The following is a 19,049-nucleotide window of genomic DNA, read 5'->3' as shown; positions in this document are numbered from 1 at the left end:
GAATGCCGTGTTGTACGTGGAAAAAAATGGTTATAGTGGGAGGGTAAGGTCAATCCGTCTCACTGAAGGAGTTATCCAATGGCTTGGACTGCGCCCAAAATTGAAGAAGTATGTGTTGCCATGGAAATCAACGATTACCTGCCGGCTGAATTCTAAGTCACGATGGTAAACGTTATCAGGGCGGAAGGGGCTACCTCTTCCGCCCTTCAATTATTGGTGCTAGGTGCTGGCGCTGGTGGTGGTTCTCCACAGTGGAATTGCGGTTGCACGGTATGTCAGCAGGTACGAGAGGGCAGCGTTGCGCCACGCACCCAGGCGTCGGTCGCGGTGTCGATAGATGGCCGGCGCTGGTCGCTGATCGACTGCGCGCCCGAGATATTGGCCCAGCTTCAGAACGTGCCCGAGCTGGCCCCCAAGCAGCTTCGCCATTCGCCTATCGAAGCGGTGCTGCTCACCGGTGGTGATATCGATCATATCGCTGGGCTGCTCAGCTTGCGCGAGGGTACTCCGTACGAGCTGTTAGCCACCGGCGAACTTCACCAGACGCTGGCTGCCAACACGGTTTTCGATGTGCTACGCCCTGAGGTGGTGCGTCGTACTCGCGTCGAGAACGGCTCGCCGTTCACGCTGCCGGGCGGGCTGCAGGCAACTACGTTTGCAGTGCCGGGCAAGGCTGCGCTGTACCACCCCAACGAAGCTGAAAACATCGGCGCCGAGGGTGAAACCACGATTGGGGTAGAGCTGCGCCACGCTGGCAAGCGGATTTACTACATTCCTGGCTGTGCCCATGTCTCTGATGCACTAGCGGCGCGCATTCGCGGGGCTGATCTGGTGTTGTTCGACGGTACGCTGTGGCGCGACGACGAACTGATCGCGGCGGGGCTTAGTCACAAGAGCGGCGCGCGTATGGGACACCTGTCGATGTCGGGGCCGGAGGGCTCGATGGCGGCGCTGTCCAAGCTTGATATCAGGCGTCGTATCTATATTCACATTAATAACAGCAACCCGGCGCTGCTCGATCACAGCCCTGAGCGGCGAGCGTTGGAAGAAGCCGGCTGGGAAGTTGGCTTCGACGGTATGCGCGTTACGTTGTAGCGCGTAGGCTGCGTTACAGGAGCGGAAGCGAAGAGCGCTGTCTTTTTATTGCTGCCGCTCAGGCGGTCCGAAGAGCGAGGCAAGTAGCATGTCGCAACAACAAGCAATGACGCCAGATGAGCTGGAGCAAGCACTGCGCAAGATTGGCGAAGAGTGCTATCACCATCGGCATCCCTTCCAGCTTAGGCTGCAAAACGGCGAGCTTAATAAAGCGCAGGTGCAGGCGTGGGCGCTTAATCGCTATTACTATCAGGCCATGATTCCGATCAAGGATGCGAGCTTCATGGCGCGCTGCCATGATCCGGCAATTCGCCGCGAATGGCGCCAGCGCATCATTGATCACGATGGCGATTCTCCCGAAGATGGTGGCATTCGCCGCTGGCTCGCGTTGACCGATGGTCTTGGCCTTGATCGCGCGATGGTCGAATCGACCCGCAAGCTGCTGCCGCAAACGCGCCACGCCGTGGACGCCTATGTGCACTATGTGGCGGAGCGGTCGCTGCTCGAAGCCGTGGCGTCGTCCTTGACCGAACTGTTCTCGCCAATGGTGATTCCAATTCGCATGCAGGGCATGCTGGCCCATTACGATTTCATTTCACGCGACACCCTGGCGTATTTCGAGCCACGTCTAACGCAGGCTCCGCGTGATGCTGACTTTGCGTTGCGCTATGTCAAACAGCACGCGCTAACCGTCGAGCAGCAGCAGCAAGTGCTCGATGCGCTGCGTTTCAAGTGTGGCGTATTGTGGGCACTGCTTGATGCGTTGGATTACGCCTATGTGGTGCCGGGCAATTTACCGCCGGGCGCGTTCGACCCGGAGTTGGATGTATGAGCGATCAATCGCCGTCACGCGTACCAGCGCTCTCTCGCGGAGTGCGCATGCGCGAAGATAAAACGCGCGGAGGCTGGGTACTGCTGGCCCCTGAGCGCGTCTTCAAGCTTGATGATATTGGCCGCGCTGTTCTCACCTATACCGACGGCGTGCGTAGCGAAGCGGAAATTATCGATCTGCTGGCAGCCAAGTACAGCGCCGACAGAACGCAAATCGCCAGCGACGTTGCGCAGTTTTTTGATGGGTTGAGCCAGCGCAGGGTACTTGAGTTTCACTAATGGCAATGCAAACTGACGCTAAACGTGCCTTCGCCGAGGCAGGCAACCCCGTGCCCATCGGCATGCTGTGCGAACTGACTCATCGCTGTCCGCTGCAGTGTCCCTACTGCTCCAACCCGATCGAACTCGAGCGCAAGAACGAAGAACTCGACACCGAGACGTGGGCGCGGGTGCTGCATGAAGCGGCTGAGTTGGGCGTGCTGCAGGTGCATCTTTCCGGTGGCGAGCCCGCTGCGCGGCGCGATCTCGAACAGATCGTGTTAGCGTGCTATGACGCCGGACTTTATTCGAACCTGATTACCGCAGGTGTGAATATCAGCCGTGAACGCTTGGCGGCGCTGGTCGATGCGGGCCTCGACCACGTTCAGCTCTCGTTTCAAGGCGCCACAGAACATACCACCGCGCTGGTATCGCATATGCCTAGCGCGCACTCGCGCAAGCTGGCTTTCGCGCATGAAGTCGCAGAATTCGGGCTGCCGCTTACTATTAATGCGGTAATTCACCGCGCCAACATCGAACAAATCGACGACTTCATAGAGCTGGCCGTCAAGCTGGGCGCGCGCCGCATCGAGATAGCTCATGCCCAGTATTACGGCTGGGCGTTGGCTAACCGTTCAGCGCTAATGCCAAGCCGCGAGCAGACCATGCGCGCGGTCGATAAGGTGGAACGGGCGCGGGAGAAATATCACGGCCGTTTGGTGATCGATTCGGTGGTACCCGACTACCATGCACGCTACCCGAAAGCGTGCATGCAAGGGTGGGGTAGGCAAACCCTGAACGTCACGCCTGCCGGCAAGGTGCTTCCGTGCCACGCCGCGGAAACGATACCCGGGCTCGAATTCTGGAATGTGGCCGACCACAGTCTGGTGGATATCTGGAAAACCTCGCCGGCCTTCACCGCCTATCGCGGTACGTCGTGGATGCCAGAGCGCTGCCACAGTTGTGATCGCCGCGAAATCGATTGGGGCGGCTGTCGCTGTCAGGCGCTGGCGCTTACCGGCGATGCTGCTGAAACCGATCCGGTGTGTGTGCACTCGCCATGGCACGATGAGGTCAAGCAGATTGCCGAGGAAGAGAGCATCCAATTGATCGATCTAAAGCCGCAAGCGTTTCGCTATCGCCGTCCCGGCGGTTAGCAAGCGGTCGGCGCTCGCTAATCGCTTGTTAGGCAACGCTACACAGCCACGCGAATAAGTTGGTGGCGTCTGCTGCGGTTGCTACACTGAGCGCCATGACGAGTCGTGCTCGGGATAGCGTATTCCGCGAGCGTGGCCTGCGCCGCCGCCGGTGTTTTTTTCATCCACTGAGTATTCCCCGCCGAATGAGCCTTGAAGCGCCCACCCAGGCCAATCCCATCGATCCCGAAAGCCTGTTTGTTGCTCGGGTAGAGGGGCAAGAGGTCAAGGAGCTGCCGCAGGATCTTTATATCCCGCCGGAAGCGCTGCGCGTGTTTCTCGAAACCTTCGAAGGCCCGCTCGATTTGCTGCTGTATCTTATTCGGCGGCAAAACCTCGATATCATGGCGGTTAACGTCGCAGCGGTAACCCATCAATACATCGAATACGTCGATATGATGGAAACCAGCGGTATCGATCTGGCGGCGGAGTATCTACTAATGGCAGCGATGCTGGCAGAGATAAAATCGCGCAGCCTGCTACCGCGCCAGCCGCGTGAGGGCGACGATGAAGAAGAAGAGGATCCGACGGCGGTGCTGCTTGAGAGGCTGCGCGCCTACGAGCAGTTGAAGAGTAGTGCCGAAACGCTGGATACGTTACCGCGCTTTGGGCGCGACTGGTTTTCGCCCACTCCCGAGCTGCCGCCTATCGAGGAGCGTTTGGTCTATCCCGAGGTATCTCTGGACGAACTGCTCTCGGCGCTGGGGCGGCTGCTTTCAAAGGTAGAGCTCAAGAAGAGCCATCAGATTGAACGCGAAACGCTCTCCACGCGTGAGCGCATGAGTATGGTGATGGCGCGCCTTAATGCTGAGCATTTCGTTCCTTTCGAGGAGTTGTTCAGCCTTGATGAAGGCAAGCCGGGCGTGGTGGTTACCTTCATGGCGCTGCTGGAGCTCGCCAAAGAGCAAATGATTGATATCGTTCAGAACGAAGCGCTGTCGCCAATCCATGTGCGAGCGCGTCAACAGCAGCAGGAATCCGCCTTCGATGATGACTGGACGGAAAGTGATGAAGCAGGCGAAGATGCCTTCGGCGATGAACGGGGGACGGAGCAGTGAGTGACCCGACAGCGTCGCTGGATCGCATTGTTGAAGGGGCACTACTGGCGAGTTCGTCTCCCTTATCGCTTGATCAGCTCGAGCAGCTGTTCGATGAGCACGAGCGTCCAGCGCGTGGCGAGCTGCGTGCGGCGCTAGCGCAGCTGGAACGCCGCCTCGATGGCTCGGCAATGGCGCTGCTCGAGAGCGCCTCGGGCTTCCGGTTAGCCATCGACCACAGCCTGTCCCGCTGGGTATCCCGGCTGTGGGAGGAGCGGCCACAGCGCTATTCGCGCGCGTTACTAGAAACGCTGGCATTGATCGCTTATCGCCAGCCAGTCACCCGCAGCGATATCGAGGAAATACGCGGCGTGTCGATTAGTGCCACCATCATGCGTACCTTGATGGAGCGCAGCTGGATTCGCGTAGTGGGGCATCGCGATGTGCCCGGACGGCCGGCAGTGTATGCCACGACTCGTAGCTTCCTTGACGATCTGGGGCTAGGCACGCTGGAAGAACTACCGCCGATGGCTGAATTGGCAGAGCGCTTCGGTGAAGAAACGCCGCAAGAGCAGGAAGACGCCGAAGCCAACGCTGCACAGCAGGCGACCCAGGCACTGCTGCAGTCATCTGAAGACGACGACGCAGACGCACAGGATGACGACAGTGATCCGTTAAACGAGCCGCTACCGCAAATTGCCACGCTCGATTTCGGCCACTTGAACGAGCGGCTCGATGAGCGGCTTAAGCAACGAGTCGGCGATGGTGCTGACACCCACAACATTGATGACGCTGATGACGATCAGGCCACGCCCTCCGGCGATCCCGATAGTCGCAGCGATCAACCCACTCACGACGAGAGGTCGTTTGACAATGAGTAATAACGCTGCTGACAGCGAAAAGCTGCAGAAAGTATTGGCGCGCGCAGGCTATGGATCGCGCCGCGAAATGGAAACGGTGATCGCGGAAGGGCGAGTCAGCGTTAATGGCAAGGTGGCCACCTTGGGTGACCGCATCGATGCCGATGCCCAGGTAACGCTGGACGGCCGCCCGGTGACGCTGCGCAGCAATGATGAAACGCCGCGTCGAGTTATCATGTACAACAAGCCAGAAGGGGAGCTGTGCACGCGCAAGGACCCTGAAGGCCGCCGCACTGTGTTTGATCGCTTGCCTCGTCTTAAGGGCGAGCGTTGGATCGCGATTGGCCGTCTGGATATCAATACCAGCGGCTTGTTGCTGTTTACCACCGATGGTGAATTGGCAAATCGGCTGATGCATCCCTCCACCCAGATTGAACGCGAGTACGCCGTGCGCGTGATGGGAGAGCCTTCCATGGACAACATTCGTGCCATGGTCGAAGGGGTGATGCTCGATGATGGTCCTGCGCGTTTTACTGATGTACAGCAGTTTGGTGGCGAAGGCATCAACACCTGGTTTCACGTAGTGATTCTGGAAGGGCGGAATCGTGAGGTGCGCCGGCTGTGGGAGTCGCAGGAGCTTACCGTGAGTCGCCTCAAGCGAGTGCGCTACGGCAATATCTTCCTTGATAAGCGTGCTCGCGCGGGTGAGTGGACAGAGCTGAGCCAGGAAGAAATTGATGATCTGGCGCAGCTGGCAGGGCTGCCGCTACGGAGCGCACCTGAGCTGACGCCAGAGGAGAAAAATCGCTGGAATCGCGATAAGAACAAGCGTCGTCCTGTCCGTGGGCTGCGCGAACCGAGCACTCGCTCGCGTTCCGAGGATAAGCGCGAAGCGCGTCGCTATGGCAAAGACGGCCAAGAGACCCAAGGCAAGCAGGAACGTTCCCGCAAGCCGCGCTCGCCACGTCAGAAATAGTAGCTTTTGCAACGCGCGGTGGGGCTTATTGAGCTACACCGTTTCCCATCCATGCTGGCGCGATTCGGATAACCGGGTCGCGCCTGCGTTGCGTTGGGCGTTAGCGAGCTTCTTCCTCATCAAGCAGATGGCGTTTTAAGCAGGTGTAGTTTCTTGGCCGACAGCCGATAACCAGTGACCTTTGTTACTCTGGTAAACGCTATGCACCGTTGTCACGATGGCAGCTATAAGCTGTTATTTAGCCATCCCCGGCCCGTTATTGATCTCCTGCAAGGCTTTGTTGTCGAGCAGTGGGTAAAACAGCTGAGATTCGATACGTTAGAGCGGGTATCCAATAGTTTTGTGTCTGATAGTTTGAGCACGCGCGAGTGCGACATCGTGTGGCGGTTGCGCGCCAGCGATGATCAGTGGACCTATCTGTATGTGATGCTTGAGTTTCAAAGCACGGTCGATCACTGGATGGCGCTGCGAGTGATGACATATGTGGGACTGCTGTATCAAGAACTGATCAAGCAGCGCACCATCATCAAGCTCAGCAGTGGTTCAGCCAAGGCACTTCCCGTCATTATTCCGATTGTGCTTTACTCCGGTAATAAACCATGGAACGCGGCACGCGATATCGCTGATCTGATTGCGCCCTTAAGCAACGGTTTGGCGGCGTATACGCCTTCGCTGCGCTATCTGCTGCTTGAACAGAACGTGCTGGCAAATCAGCCTCAGCGGGCAAACAATTTGGCCAGCGCTATTTTCCGCCTCGAGCATCCTCAGTCGGCGGCTGAAATTGCCGAGATTATTGGCGGGCTCGCAGAGGAGCTCGATGGAGAAAGCCAACGTAGCCTGCGGCGGGCGTTTGAGGTGTGGATCAACCGAGTGGTGCTTCCGCGCTATTTGCCGGCCCCTGCGTCGGAAATGACTGAATCGCTGTATTCATTAGAGGAATTGAACGTTATGGCTGCTACCCGTGAAGAGTTTCGCTGGCCCGTTGAATATTACCAAGAGGGCATCCGAGACGGTGTGCAGAAGGGGCTTGAGCAGGGCCGTCGGCAGAGCCAAATCGAATGCGCTGAGCAATTGATCAGACAAACGGCAATGCACGACAGCATGATCGCTGGTGTGTCTGGGTTGGCTGCTCAGGAAGTTGCGCTGCTGCGCGCAAAGATCGCGCATTGACACCGCGCTATCAGGATGTGGTGAGTATCGTTAAAAGACTGAAATGAAACATTCTTATCGCGTTGAGCTTGCATAAAAAAAGGCGGCGAAGTATAGTACCGGCCCGTTGAGCAAGGGTCGTTAGCTCAGTTGGTAGAGCAGTTGGCTTTTAACCAATTGGTCGTAGGTTCGAATCCTACACGACCCACCATTTGCAAGAATGCGCTCACAGGCACCGTCAGGGGTCGTTAGCTCAGTTGGTAGAGCAGTTGGCTTTTAACCAATTGGTCGTAGGTTCGAATCCTACACGACCCACCACGTTCCGTGGCCCCTCGGTGTATCAGGCAAGTTGCCTCTGAGGGTCGTTAGCTCAGTTGGTAGAGCAGTTGGCTTTTAACCAATTGGTCGTAGGTTCGAATCCTACACGACCCACCAGTTTCGAAACCCGGCAGTTATCGTCACGATAGCTGCCGGGTTTTTCTTTGTATGGCATATTGGAATCGTTGGCTTGCATCACTTCCTCGTGCACACCCATAACATCAATAGGCACACCGCTATGCATATTCAACGCGATGATCTAACCCATCCTGCTGTTATTGCACTCATTGAGCACCACCTCAACCAAATGGCTGAGCACTCGCCACCGGAAAGCAAACATGCCCTAGCGGTTGAGCGTTTACGGCAGCCAGAGATCACCTTCTGGTCGTTATGGAGTGATGAGGGTGAGTTAATGGGATGCTGCGGGATGAAAGCACTGGATGAGCAGCATGGAGAGATAAAGTCGATGAAAACAGCGCCCGACTTTCTGCGCCAAGGCGTTGCCAGCGCGCTAATGACACACCTGGTCGAGGAGGCGAGGCGTCGTGGCTATCGCCGCATCAGCCTCGAAACAGGCACGCCGGCATACTTTCTTGCTGCCCACCATTTTTATCAACGCCATGGATTTGAGGACTGTGAGCCCTTCGCGAATTACCAGCCCGACCCCTTCAGTCGTTTCATGACGCTGCCGCTTGCGTAACCTTCCTGATGACGGCCGTGCGTCGTTGTTAGGGCGCGTTGCTAACGCCCAGCGCTGCCACGACACGATCGTAAAGGTATTGCTCGGGCACGGGGCCGTTTAGCGAGCGCTTGAGTTTGTCGAGGAAATCACTGCCTGAGTAGTTAACTAATCGCGGCAGCTTGTAGGCGTCCAGATCAATGGCCACCAGTTCGCCATCTTTGACCAGGAAGTTTTTGGTATGCAGGCCGCGACAGTACACGTGGTTGCGGTAGAGCGTAACGATCAAATCAACGTACTTTTGCTGCAACTGCGGGTTGTCGGGCAGTAGCTCACGTAGCCTGGGGCCCTCTACATCGCGCATTTCCAGGTAATAAGGCTTGGCCACCAACACTTCTGGCACCTGAATGCCCAACTGCTTCAGGCGCTTCGCTACCTTCACGAAATTTATACCGGGGGCGGGGCGAATGCCGGTGATATAGCGAAAGCGGTCAAACGCCTTGGGGCTAAAGGTCTTGATGAATACCTTGCGTGCGCGGTCATAGTGCACGTCAGAGTATTTGCCGCTTTGAATGAATTCGAGTTGCTGTTTACTCACCTGACTGTGTGACTCCATGCCTGCCGTTCATCGTCGTTTAGCGTAAGCGGCAAACGTTTGCCGCTCGCTGCAGCTTGCTGCGCCGTTTCAAGTAGTACCATTAATGCAGTCGCCTGTGCGGGAGTGACTGGGTTCTCTACCTTGCCTGCAATGGCATCCCGGATCTCGGCATAATAGCGCGCTTGCGTCCCGCATGGTGGTGCAATGGCAATAGGGTCACCTTCCTGCTGATAGTGAAGCAATGGATCGTTATCGACCCCAAAGTGCTCATCAAGCGGTGATACGCCCGCCCTCAGTTGGCTTTCCTGCCCATCAGCGTGCTGCTTGAGCAGGCTGCCGGCCACGCCATGGGCCATGAAACGCGGGGTAGGTGCAGCGCTCAGCATACTCGCATGCAGCGTTACCGTTAGTGCGAGCTGATGTGCCGTAGCGGGATAATGCAGGATCACCTGCGCCCAGTCATTCACCTGTGCTGCGGGACGGCTAGTGGTAATCGTTGCCGATACCTCGGTAGGCGGTCCGAACAGGAGCAATGCCTGATCGGCAAGGTGGGGGCCAAGATCGAACCACAGTCCTGATCCGGGCAATGCCTGCTCGCGCCAGCGATCACGCACTTGCGGGCGAAAGCGGTCGATGCGTGACTCGAATTCTACCAATGGCCCAATCAGATTATCTTCGAGCGCGCGGCGCATCGCGAGGAAGTCGCTATCCCAGCGCCGGTTCTGGAACACGGATAGCAGCCGATTGTGCTGTTTGGCGATGGTAGCCAGCGTGCGGGCCTCAGTGCTATCCAGGGTGAAGGGCTTGTCGACCACCACGTGCTTGCCTGCTTCCAGCGCCGCTTTCGCCAGCGCAAAGTGGCTGTCGTTGGGCGAGGCAATTACCACCAGATCGATACCGTCAGAGGTGGCGGCCTCAAGCGGCGAGCCGACGACCTGTGGCTTGGCATCGAACGGCGCTAGCGCCTCCTTGACCTTGTCAGGATCACGTGACGACACCACCTTCAGCTCAAGGCCAGCGGTGGTCGTCAGATAGGGAGCGTGGAAGGTGCTACCTACGAAACCGAATCCGATCAACGCTACCGACAACGGCGCTGCCATCTGGGCCTCCCTGAATACAGAAGTGGAAAGCGCCCAGTGTATCAATGTTGTCGGAATCGTGCGTTAAGGGCGAAGGGCGGCTCGACGCTCCAGAGCCCGAGCGTTATGTCGGCTAGCGCTGCTATATCAATAGCGGCGTTCGCAGAGGCGTCGTGAGGTGCGATACTGAAACACACACGATATTCGAGCAGCACTGGAGTGGTGCTGCTCAGCTCATCAGAGACAAGGAAAGGGAAGAACAGATGGCATCCGAAGATCAATCGTCTTCAGGCGCGGATAAAGTAGTCGATGCCCGCGGTCTAGCGTGTCCATTGCCGCTATTGAAGGCCAAACAAGCATTGGCTGGCATGGCAGTGGGGCAGCGCCTTGAGCTGTGGGCGAGCGACCCAGGGTCGTGGGCGGATATCGCTAGCTTTGTGGCGCTGTCCGCCCATCAATTGGTGCTGAAAGAGCAAGTCAACGACGACTATCACTACATACTGGTACGCGGCTAGCGCTTCTTTACGATTGGTCGGCAAGCTGCTGAGCGGCCGCCAGCACTTCTTCGGCGTGTCCCTTGACCTTCACCTTGCGCCACTCCTGCGCGAGTTTACCTTCGCTATCGATCAGGAAGGTGCTGCGCTCAATGCCGAGATGCTCTTTTCCGTAGAGCTTTTTCAGCTTGATAACATCAAAAGCCTTGCACAGCGTTTCGTCCGGATCGCTGATGAGCTCGAAGGGAAACTGCTGCTTGGCCTTGAAGTTTTGGTGGCGCTTAAGCGTATCCCGCGATACGCCAAGGATCACCGTATTGGCGGCGCTGAATTGGTCGTGTAGCGCGGCAAAGTCGAGCCCCTCGGTGGTGCAGCCCGGGGTGGAGTCCTTGGGGTAAAAGTAGATGACCAGCTGTTTTCCGCTGAAATCCGAGAGCCTTACACTAGCAGGATCTGCCGAATCTCCGTGGGTAGCGGTGGCAGTGAAATCATCAATAGGGTGATGCAGGCTGACGCTCATGGTCGGTTTCCTCGCAGGTCAAGTTAAGAAGGGAACTACAGCAGCGGATCGTTTTACCCATAAAGGCTGCTGTACAGGCAACGCGCTCAACAGTACCATTTACCCTCAATACTAGTCAGCGCTCGGCATGCTTTCTGCACTTGAGAAAAGCCGACCTTTCAAGGACGCCATTGCAAGCGGGCCTGCGCCGCACTATCGTTACCCAGCCGCGAAATAGGGAGTAGCTTTTTACATGATCACGGGCAGCATTGTTGCGCTGGCGACGCCGATGAACGACGTCGGCGAGATAGAGTGGGATGCACTGCGGCGATTGGTTGATTTCCATGTCGAGCAAGGTACCGAAGGAATTGTGGCTGCTGGTACGACCGGCGAGCCTTCTACCATGTCCTTTGATGAGCACGTCGAGGTGCTTCGCGTTATCGTCGATCAAGTGAACGGGCGAATCCCTGTTATTGCCGGTACCGGCGCCAATGCTACCTGGGAAGCGGTCAAGCTATCGCAGTGTGCGCAGGAAGTGGGCGCCGACTACTGCCTATCCGTCGCGCCTTATTACAATCGCCCCACCCAGGAAGGCATGTACCAGCACTTCAAGGCCGTGGCAGAAGTAGGGCTCCCGACCATTCTTTACAACGTGCCCAAGCGCACCGGCGTTGATATCGACAACGATACGGTGTTTCGTTTGGCCGAACTCGACAACATTGTCGGTCTGAAAGAGGCGACGGGCGATATGTCCCGCGCCGCAGTGCTGGTCGAGCACTTCAAAGGCAGCGATTTCGGGCTCTACTCAGGCGATGACCCCACCGCATGTGATTTCATGGTGGCGGGTGGTCAAGGCGTCATCTCTGTTTCCGCCAACGTTATTCCGCGCCTGATGCATGAGATGTGCGCCGCTGCGCTGCAGGGCAACCCTGAACGCGCGCGCGACATCGATGCGCAAATGGCGCCCGTTAATGATTCGATGGGAGTCGAGCCTAATCCTATTCCGGTGAAATGGGCGCTCAACTATATGGGCCTGGCAGGCAAAGGCATTCGCCTTCCCCTGACCTGGCTTTCCGAGCAACACCACGCGGTGGTTGCAGAGTCCCTCGCCCTGGCCAAAGTGGTGAACTAATGCTGAAGTCGTTTGTTAATCGCGGTCTATATGCCGCCCCCGCACTCGCGCTGCTGCTAAGCGGCTGTGGTTTCGGTGGCGGTCATTACACCGACCGTAATTTCGAGTATTACCATGCCGACATGACGGCTCCGCTGGAGCTGCCAGCGACGCGCGACAACACCCAGTATCAGGATATGATGCCGGTGCCTAATGCTGCGCAAGCCTTTGTCGCGCCGAAAGGCAAGTTCCAGGTGCCGCGCCCCGATACCCCCGGAGGTGAGCAGCCCGCTGCAGGCGGTGCCGTGCGTGACCAGGAAGCCAATGGTCAGCGCTGGCTCATCGTGCCGGGCACGCCTTCCCAAGTATGGCCGCGGTTGGTTGATTTCGCGCAAGACTCGAGTGATGTGAAAGCGCTGACCCCCGCGCAGGGGCAGATCGAGACCAACGATTTCACTATCGCGGTGCGTCAGGGGCAGCGTCCCGGTACTACCGAGGTGTACTGCCTGACTAAAAATACCACCAACCAGCAGTGTGTTACTGACCTTCAGAGCACGCTGTCATCCAGTTCTGATCAGTAGTGCGATTTGCGTCGTTAGGCAGTGGCAGCAAAGGCAACGCTACGCTTGTCCAGAGCGATGAAGCTCTGGTGCTCATCGATTGTGGGTTCGGCATGCGTGATGCGCTGGCGCGGATGGAGCGGCTGGGAATAATGCCCTCCGATATCGACGCGTTAGTGATGACCCACGAACACGGTGATCACCTGCGCGGCGTCAAATCGCTGGCCAAGCGCCTGAAAATGCCGGTCTATCTGACGGCGGGTACCTGGATAGCCAGTCGTCTTGAGGGCCTGGAAGGTATCCACCTGATAACGCCGGAGCAGCGCTTCGACATCAAGGATTTGGCGATAGACCCTGTCACCGTGCCTCACGATGCGCGTGAACCAGTGCAATATGTGTTTGAAAGCGGCGGTAGCCGACTGGGAGTGCTAACCGATATCGGCCACGTGACCGAGCATGTATTTCGCCGTTTTGCCGGTTGTGATGCGCTTATGCTTGAACTCAACCACGACCGCATGATGCTGGCAGAGGGCCCTTATCCGCCTTCGCTCAAGCGTCGGGTTGGCGGCCGTTGGGGGCATCTTTCCAACTGCCAGGCGATTGAACTGCTCAAGCAGTGGGGCACCGATAACTTGCAGCAGGTCGTTGCCGCGCACCTGTCAGAAAAAAACAATCTTCCTGAACGTGCCTACGAGGCTTTATCGCCGCTGTTCGAACACGACAAGCGCCGTTTCAGGGTGGCTGATCAATCGCTCGGCGTAGAGTGGCAAACGCTCGAGCGCACGATGGCGGCCGCACTCTAGCGCGCCATCGCGACTATTACTTACCGCGCTTTTGTAGCAGAAGCGTTCCCGGAGAAGGTGTAATGGAAAAACGCGACGAATTATATGCAGGCAAGGCGAAGTCCATCTTCGCCACCGACGATCCTGATCTGCTGATCATGCATTTCCGTGATGACACCAGTGCTTTTGATGGCGAAAAGCTTGAGCAGCTTGAGCGCAAAGGTCTGGTAAACAACAAATTCAATGCGTTTATCATGTCCAGACTGCGCGATGCTGGCGTGCCGGTGCACTTTGAGCGTCTGCTGGGCGATCAGGAATCGTTGGTAAAACGCCTCGACATGATTCCGGTGGAGTGCGTCGTGCGTAACTTCGCTGCGGGCGGGCTGGTGCGGCGCTTAGGGGTAGAGGAAGGGCGCGAACTGTCACCTGCTACCTATGAGCTGTTTTTGAAAAACGATGCGCTGCATGATCCGCTGATCAACGAATCGGTTTCGATCACGCTAGGATATGCTACCGAGCAGCAGTTGGAAGAAGCGAAGGCGCTATCGTTCAAGGTTAACGAGGTGCTCACGGCCATCTTCCGCGACGCAGGTATTTTGCTGGTCGACTATAAGCTCGAGTTCGGCGTTCACAATGGCCAACTGATGCTGGGCGACGAATTCTCGCCCGACGGTGCTCGCCTGTGGGATGCTGAAACACGCGAAAAGCTCGATAAGGACCGTTTCCGCAAAGGACTTGGCGGCGTTATTGAAGCCTACGAAGAAGTAGGGCGTCGCATCGGCGTTACCTTCGACTAACGCCTTTACCAGACGTGTCGAGAGGCCCGAATCAGCGTGCTGCTGGTTTGGGCCTCGCTGTTTTTATCAGGCCGTGAACGCTAGCCCTAAAATGCCGTTGCAGACGCGCTGCGCTGCTCGACTAGCTCGGCATATGCCCCTTCACCTCACTACTCCCACCGCTTTGCTGTAAGCAGTCAGTCGCACTTGCGCCTGCAGCTTCTCGTCGCTGCCAACCTGTCAATCTTAATGAAAATTGAATTCCTTCGGCGTCAACGCTAGGAAATGGCGTAATATTGTTTTCGAACAGTGTTTTGTAATGTGCAAATACGAAGGACGCAATTTTAGTTGTCGCAGGTTACCGTCAATGTCCAAACAATCTGTCTTTAAAAAGAAGCGGCGCCAGCTGAAGTTGGCGATGCGTCGTTTTCTACTCGGCGACGCCTATCGTGCATGGCAGCGCGAGCTGGCAAATCTCCCACCGGTTGTCGAATCGGAGAAATTCGATCGTGAGCTGAGAGATCGGCCGCTTTATCTCTATATCCATAGGAAGTGGAGCAAACGCTCACGCCTGGCGCTAGTGCGTGACCACTACGAGTGGTATGCGAAAGCAGAGAAAACACAAGTGCTGCGCCAGCAGTTACAAGAGCAGCGGCGCATTGTCGTCAACCGTATCGAGCTCAAGGATGGCGGTTACTACACCACCACGTTGGCACCCTCTTATTTTCCGCAAGAGGGTGAGCTGGCGATGTCTCTTAATGATGCAGAAGGGCGCCGTCTGTGCATGGTCAGTTTCAGCGTGCATCGCAGTGAAGGTGTCTTGGCACTGACGATTGGTGGTTTGCAAGGGGCTGATCCCGCGCTGGGCAAGGATGCCATCAAAACGGCTGCACGCCAGATGTACGGCTTTCGCCCCAAGAACTTCGTCATGTCGATGATTTACGCACTGGCTGACGTCTACGATATCGCACAGCTGCTTGCTATCGATAACGCATCGCATATCAAGCATAAGCGTATCAAGTCGAGCTATGACGAGCTATGGCAGGAGTTGGGCGGGGTGGCCCACTCAGACGGTTTCTACCAACTGCCCCGACATGAGTGGGTGAAAGATGTCGCCGATGTGAAAAGCAAGCATCGCAGCGAGTACCGGCGCCGTTTGGGAGTGCGTGAAGCAGCGATCAGCGAGCTTCAGAATGCTCTGCTGGGGCGCTCTGACAGCGCGTCGGAAGCGGGCGTCGCGACATTCGCAAGCGAGCGACAGGAGTTTCATCCGCAGTGAATGTGGCGCTGCCCAAGCGGCTGCGCTAGCGCGGGTTTTACTCAGCAATACGCGTGATATCAAGCACTTCGAACACCGGAGTGCTTGTTTCGTTTTGCCCGTTCGTCAACGCTGTGGCACTGAAGCCAATATCGTACTCGCCTAAACGCACTGCATAGCGGCGCTCGCTCTCAGCCGAGTGATACGCCGGGCGCGGGTCCTGCCCCAATACCTCGGTAATCAGCATTTCCAGGGTGATGGGGTCAGGCTGTAGTGCCAGCGTATGTTGGGCTTCAGCAGAGAAGATCACCTCACACTGGGCGGGGGGAGCGGGGGCGAACCCCGCGCGCGCCTCGGGAACGCTCTCGGCCCAGGGCAGATACGGCTTGATATCAACGACGGGCGTGCCGTTGACCAGGTCGTGGCCGCGAATGAGTAGCCGTACACCTTGATCGATTTTTACATCGAGCAGTTCCACCAGCGACAGCCCTAATCGATTGGGCCGAAACGTCGAGCGTGAGGCGAATACGCCTATCTTGCGGTTGCCTCCCAAGCGCGGCGGGCGTACTAGCGGCCGCCACTGGGGCGCATTCAAATGGAAGACAAAGGTAATCCACAGGTGGCTGAAGTGTTCCAGCCCGCGCACTGCATCGGGATCGGCGAATTCCTCCAACAGCGTCAGCTGCGCCTGCGCAGAGGGTGCAAGCCCCGGTTGACGGGGCACGCCGAACTTATCGGGATAACAGCCGTCAATAGTGGCAATCGGGGTAAGGCTGAAAGAGGTGCTGCGCATCGCAAGGCAAACCGTGTCGGGAAAGAGCAGGTAGTGTATCAGGCGCGCGAGCAGTGCGGCGATGGCGTAAGCAAGCGGGAAAAGGTAGGCTTGGCCCTTTGATGTTGGTGGAAAACGGAATGCATTTTTTATGGTTGATCTAAACGCGCAGCCTGCTCGCGACAGGGCAAAGGCTCATCGTCACGGCGATCAGTTTTTCAGCGAGCGGCGCGGTAACCTGTGGCTGCTGGCAATCGGTTTGACGGTGCTGCTGGCGGGAATGGTCGTGGTACTGCTCACCACCTATCGCCAGCACGCGTTGTGGTCGGGGTTGCCAGTGGTTATCGCGATGGGCGTTTGGGCGCTGCTGCTGGTGTTTCATATTCATCGTCGCCGCCGCTGTTCGCCTGCGCTGCGCCTTGAAGCCGAGCAACTGCGCTACATTGGCGGCAATCCGCTGGCGCCCAGCCTTCAATCGCTGCGCTATGCAGATATCGAAGGCATCGTATCGAAATCCGTTTCATCAACGCTGCGCTTGCGGCTGAATAACGGCAAATATCGTTCGATTCCGGTGGGCATGCTGTCGCGTGAAGAACGTAATCGTTTTCTTGAAGCGGTGCGTGAGCGCCTGCCTACCGTTTCACGAAAATCGTCCGGTGCCAGCGCGTAACAATGTCAGGAAGGTAATTCCCCGTTTGCGCGGCGAGGCAAAAACGAATGCTTCAATCCAACGACAGCGGGCCGGCATATTGCTGGCCCGCTGTCGTTAAGGGAGTAAACCGGGCAGCGCGAGCCCTATTCGTTAGTAAGCGATACGTTGTGCTGGATGGTCGCATTATCCTGATGCCGCTCGATGGCTAGCTCTACCAGGCGCGTGAGCAGCTGATCGTAAGGCAGTCCCGAGGCTTCCCACAGCTTGGGATACATGCTGATGCGGGTGAAGCCGGGCAGGGTGTTAACCTCATTGATCATTAGATTGCCGTCTTCAGTGACGAAGAAGTCGACCCTCGCCAGCCCCTGGCATTCGAGCACCTGAAACGCGTCCACGGCAGTTTGCCGTACCTGCTCGGCGATATCGGCGTTCAGTTCGGCAGGGATCGATAGACCAGCGCCGCTGGCGCTAATGTACTTGGTGGCGTACGAGTAAAACTCATCGTGCAGAACGATTTCGCCGCAGACGCTTGCCTTCGGCAGCTCACGACCATCGCTATTGCCAAGGACGGCACACTCGATTTCACGACCATCGATGGCTTTCTCGACCAGCACCTTGTGGTCGTAGATAAAGGCGTCGTCGAGGGCGGCGGCAAGTTCGTCCGCTTGCTTGACCTTAGTAACGCCGACCGATGAGCCTTGGCTGGCAGGTTTTACGAACAGCGGCAGACCAAGCTCGTCGATAATGGCCTGGGAATCAAGGCGACGGCGGGACTGACGAGTCACGGTGACTGACGGCGCGACCGGTATACCGGCGTCGCGCAGCAGGCGCTTGGCGATGTCCTTGTCCATGCACACCGCTGAACCGAGTACATCACTGCCTACGTAAGGAATATCGAGAATATTCAGCAGCCCCTGCAGCGAGCCATCTTCGCCATTGCCACCGTGCACCACCGGCAATGCCACATCGATACCAGCCAATGCGGTATCACCTACACGCCATTGGCCATCGCTACAGGCAGGGGCAAGCGTAAGCGCCTTGGATGACGGTGCCAGCGCAATGCGCTCGGGATCGTCGGCATGCTGAAGGAAGCTGTCGTCGCGCTCGGCAACCAGCCATTGGCCTTGTTTGGTGATCCCGACCGGGACGATCTCGAAGCGCGATGTGTCGAGCGCTGCCGCAATGTTTTTTGCTGACTGCAGGGAGACTTCGTGTTCAGTCGAGTTACCGCCGAAAATCAGCGCAATACGTAGTTTTTTCATGGTGTCGCTTGGCGTTAGTGTTCGTTGCTCGAAGTCTACACGGCCCAACCTTTGCTCCCAACCTTTTGTTGGCAATAAGGCACGATCGACCGTCCAGTTTTCGGCAGCCTCTGCTAATGCCGCAGCGCCACGGAATGTACTGCCAGTGCTGTTGTTATCGCGGCGTGAACGAATATTCTCACGTGAGCGGCACGGCCACCCATTGTTTGAACGCGGGGCGCAGCTTCAAGCGCCGATGCCACGCCTCAATGGCAGGTAGTGCCGGATGCTCAATGTGCGATAGGGCATACCAGGTGTCGATGACGACGCCGAGTGGAATGTCGCCAACACCGAACGATGGGCCGCTGAACCATTGGGTGGTCGCGAGGCCGTGCTCCGCGACCTGAATGGCATCGGCGAACTGTGCTGCCGCTGCGGTGATTTTCGCTGAATCGCGCTCGCCTTCGGAAGTGCGCACTAGTTGTGTGATCAACACCGTGAGCGGGGCCGCTAGAGACGTGCTGCACCAGTCCATCCAGCGATCGGCGCTGGCTCGATCTTCAAGCGTTGGCGGCAGCAGGGTCGAGTGGTCGCCATAGCGTGCCACCAGGTAACGCACAATCGCGTTGGACTCCCACAGTACGAAGCCATCGTCCTCAATACACGGCACCAGTCCGTTGGGGTTCTTGGCGCGATACTCATCACCATCAACAACGCCAAATGAGCCGCCGGCGTTAATTTGGTCAAACGGAATTTCCAACTCGTCAGCGCACCACAGCACCTTTTTTACATTGCTGGAGTTTTTCCTGCCCCAAATGGTCAGCATAG

Annotated in this window: 23 protein-coding genes and 3 tRNA genes; 20 read left to right on the top strand and 6 right to left on the bottom strand. The window is 57.3% G+C overall.

The annotated features are described in order from the left end of the window. Positions 1–78: 78 nt before the first annotated feature. The 13 genes from pqqA (at position 79) to R84865_RS05120 (ending at position 8,420) form a co-directional block, all read left to right on the top strand. Positions 79–156 (top strand): pyrroloquinoline quinone precursor peptide PqqA, encoded by a 78-nt coding sequence (gene pqqA / locus R84865_RS05180; RefSeq protein WP_084055412.1) that lies wholly within the window; start codon positions 79–81, stop codon positions 154–156. Between the two features lie 6 nt (positions 157–162). After that, positions 163–1,095, top strand: a complete 933-nt coding sequence (pqqB, locus tag R84865_RS05175) for a pyrroloquinoline quinone biosynthesis protein PqqB (protein WP_435639019.1) — start codon at positions 163–165, stop codon at positions 1,093–1,095. A gap of 88 nt (positions 1,096–1,183) precedes the next feature. Then, complete coding sequence (gene pqqC / locus R84865_RS05170; protein ID WP_435630956.1) at positions 1,184–1,927, top strand: pyrroloquinoline-quinone synthase PqqC; 744 nt, start codon at positions 1,184–1,186, stop codon at positions 1,925–1,927. Next, positions 1,924–2,205 (top strand): pyrroloquinoline quinone biosynthesis peptide chaperone PqqD, encoded by a 282-nt coding sequence (gene pqqD / locus R84865_RS05165; protein WP_435630955.1) that lies wholly within the window; start codon positions 1,924–1,926, stop codon positions 2,203–2,205. Before pqqC ends, pqqD begins: the two co-directional genes overlap by 4 nt. Next, entirely contained in the window at positions 2,205–3,341 is a 1,137-nt protein-coding gene (gene pqqE / locus R84865_RS05160) for a pyrroloquinoline quinone biosynthesis protein PqqE (RefSeq protein WP_435639018.1), read from the top strand. The genes pqqD and pqqE overlap by 1 nt, the downstream gene beginning before the upstream one ends. A gap of 185 nt (positions 3,342–3,526) precedes the next feature. Then, entirely contained in the window at positions 3,527–4,438 is a 912-nt protein-coding gene (locus R84865_RS05155) for a segregation and condensation protein A (protein ID WP_435639017.1), read from the top strand. Further along, entirely contained in the window at positions 4,435–5,298 is an 864-nt protein-coding gene (gene scpB, locus R84865_RS05150; protein WP_435636576.1) for an SMC-Scp complex subunit ScpB, read from the top strand. Before R84865_RS05155 ends, scpB begins: the two co-directional genes overlap by 4 nt. After that, the gene (gene rluB, locus R84865_RS05145) at positions 5,285–6,253 is read left to right on the top strand and encodes a 23S rRNA pseudouridine(2605) synthase RluB (protein WP_435636577.1); all 969 of its coding nucleotides are present in this window, start codon (positions 5,285–5,287) and stop codon (positions 6,251–6,253) included. The genes scpB and rluB overlap by 14 nt, the downstream gene beginning before the upstream one ends. Positions 6,254–6,454: 201 nt before the next feature. Then, positions 6,455–7,423, top strand: coding sequence for an Rpn family recombination-promoting nuclease/putative transposase (locus R84865_RS05140; RefSeq protein ID WP_435639016.1), 969 nt, complete (start codon positions 6,455–6,457; stop codon positions 7,421–7,423). A gap of 114 nt (positions 7,424–7,537) precedes the next feature. Beyond that, positions 7,538–7,613, top strand: a tRNA-Lys gene (locus R84865_RS05135). 31 nt (positions 7,614–7,644) lie between these two features. After that, positions 7,645–7,720, top strand: a tRNA-Lys gene (locus R84865_RS05130). 41 nt (positions 7,721–7,761) lie between these two features. Continuing rightward, a tRNA-Lys gene (locus R84865_RS05125) sits at positions 7,762–7,837 on the top strand. A 121-nt stretch (positions 7,838–7,958) separates the two neighbouring features. Beyond that, the gene (locus tag R84865_RS05120) at positions 7,959–8,420 is read left to right on the top strand and encodes a GNAT family N-acetyltransferase (RefSeq protein WP_435639015.1); all 462 of its coding nucleotides are present in this window, start codon (positions 7,959–7,961) and stop codon (positions 8,418–8,420) included. Positions 8,421–8,448: 28 nt separating this feature from the next. On the opposite strand, the gene R84865_RS05115 is transcribed toward R84865_RS05120, so the two are convergent. Both R84865_RS05115 and R84865_RS05110 read right to left on the bottom strand, forming a co-directional pair. Further along, complete coding sequence (locus R84865_RS05115) at positions 8,449–8,997, bottom strand: BUD32 family EKC/KEOPS complex subunit (protein ID WP_435630948.1); 549 nt, start codon at positions 8,995–8,997, stop codon at positions 8,449–8,451. Then, complete coding sequence (locus tag R84865_RS05110) at positions 8,994–10,097, bottom strand: oxidoreductase (protein ID WP_435639014.1); 1,104 nt, start codon at positions 10,095–10,097, stop codon at positions 8,994–8,996. Before R84865_RS05110 ends, R84865_RS05115 begins: the two co-directional genes overlap by 4 nt. Positions 10,098–10,339: 242 nt before the next feature. Here R84865_RS05110 and R84865_RS05105 point away from each other — a divergent pair, with 242 nt between their 5' ends. Next, positions 10,340–10,591 (top strand): sulfurtransferase TusA family protein, encoded by a 252-nt coding sequence (locus R84865_RS05105; protein WP_435630946.1) that lies wholly within the window; start codon positions 10,340–10,342, stop codon positions 10,589–10,591. Positions 10,592–10,598: 7 nt separating this feature from the next. Here R84865_RS05105 and R84865_RS05100 read toward each other — a convergent pair whose 3' ends face one another. Continuing rightward, positions 10,599–11,090, bottom strand: a complete 492-nt coding sequence (locus R84865_RS05100; protein ID WP_435630945.1) for a peroxiredoxin — start codon at positions 11,088–11,090, stop codon at positions 10,599–10,601. A 232-nt stretch (positions 11,091–11,322) separates the two neighbouring features. On the opposite strand from R84865_RS05100, the gene dapA reads away from it, so the two are divergent. The 5 genes from dapA to R84865_RS05075 all read left to right on the top strand — a co-directional run bounded on the left by dapA (position 11,323) and on the right by R84865_RS05075 (position 15,577). Next, on the top strand, positions 11,323–12,201 hold the full coding sequence (gene dapA / locus R84865_RS05095) for a 4-hydroxy-tetrahydrodipicolinate synthase (RefSeq protein WP_435636583.1): 879 nt from the start codon (positions 11,323–11,325) through the stop codon (positions 12,199–12,201). Then, positions 12,201–12,761, top strand: coding sequence for a hypothetical protein (locus tag R84865_RS05090; protein ID WP_435630943.1), 561 nt, complete (start codon positions 12,201–12,203; stop codon positions 12,759–12,761). The genes dapA and R84865_RS05090 overlap by 1 nt, the downstream gene beginning before the upstream one ends. Further along, on the top strand, positions 12,761–13,543 hold the full coding sequence (locus R84865_RS05085) for an MBL fold metallo-hydrolase (RefSeq protein WP_435636584.1): 783 nt from the start codon (positions 12,761–12,763) through the stop codon (positions 13,541–13,543). The genes R84865_RS05090 and R84865_RS05085 overlap by 1 nt, the downstream gene beginning before the upstream one ends. A 62-nt stretch (positions 13,544–13,605) precedes the next feature. Further along, positions 13,606–14,319 carry a phosphoribosylaminoimidazolesuccinocarboxamide synthase gene (purC, locus tag R84865_RS05080; protein WP_435639013.1) on the top strand — a complete coding sequence of 238 codons (714 nt, stop codon included), beginning with the start codon at positions 13,606–13,608 and terminating at the stop codon, positions 14,317–14,319. Positions 14,320–14,665: 346 nt separating this feature from the next. Next, positions 14,666–15,577, top strand: coding sequence for a VirK/YbjX family protein (locus R84865_RS05075; RefSeq protein ID WP_435636585.1), 912 nt, complete (start codon positions 14,666–14,668; stop codon positions 15,575–15,577). A 37-nt stretch (positions 15,578–15,614) separates the two neighbouring features. On the opposite strand, the gene tsaA is transcribed toward R84865_RS05075, so the two are convergent. After that, the gene (gene tsaA / locus R84865_RS05070) at positions 15,615–16,349 is read right to left on the bottom strand and encodes a tRNA (N6-threonylcarbamoyladenosine(37)-N6)-methyltransferase TrmO (protein WP_435639012.1); all 735 of its coding nucleotides are present in this window, start codon (positions 16,347–16,349) and stop codon (positions 15,615–15,617) included. 130 nt (positions 16,350–16,479) lie between these two features. On the opposite strand from tsaA, the gene R84865_RS05065 reads away from it, so the two are divergent. Then, entirely contained in the window at positions 16,480–16,998 is a 519-nt protein-coding gene (locus R84865_RS05065) for a hypothetical protein (RefSeq protein ID WP_435630938.1), read from the top strand. A gap of 125 nt (positions 16,999–17,123) precedes the next feature. On the opposite strand, the gene ddlA is transcribed toward R84865_RS05065, so the two are convergent. Together ddlA and R84865_RS05055 are read right to left on the bottom strand one after the other, a co-directional pair. Continuing rightward, positions 17,124–18,242: a D-alanine--D-alanine ligase gene (ddlA, locus tag R84865_RS05060; protein ID WP_435639011.1), complete on the bottom strand. Its 1,119-nt coding sequence runs from the start codon at positions 18,240–18,242 to the stop codon at positions 17,124–17,126. Positions 18,243–18,420: 178 nt separating this feature from the next. Next, the gene (locus R84865_RS05055; protein ID WP_435639010.1) at positions 18,421–19,047 is read right to left on the bottom strand and encodes a glutathione S-transferase family protein; all 627 of its coding nucleotides are present in this window, start codon (positions 19,045–19,047) and stop codon (positions 18,421–18,423) included. Between the last annotated feature and the right edge of the window lie 2 nt (positions 19,048–19,049).

The sequence above is a fragment of the Carnimonas bestiolae genome (genome assembly GCF_051251145.1).
GTDB lineage: Bacteria > Pseudomonadota > Gammaproteobacteria > Pseudomonadales > Halomonadaceae > Carnimonas > Carnimonas bestiolae.
The sequence above is the reverse complement of the archived record's forward strand: the minus strand, read 5'-3'. Positions and strand labels throughout refer to the sequence as shown.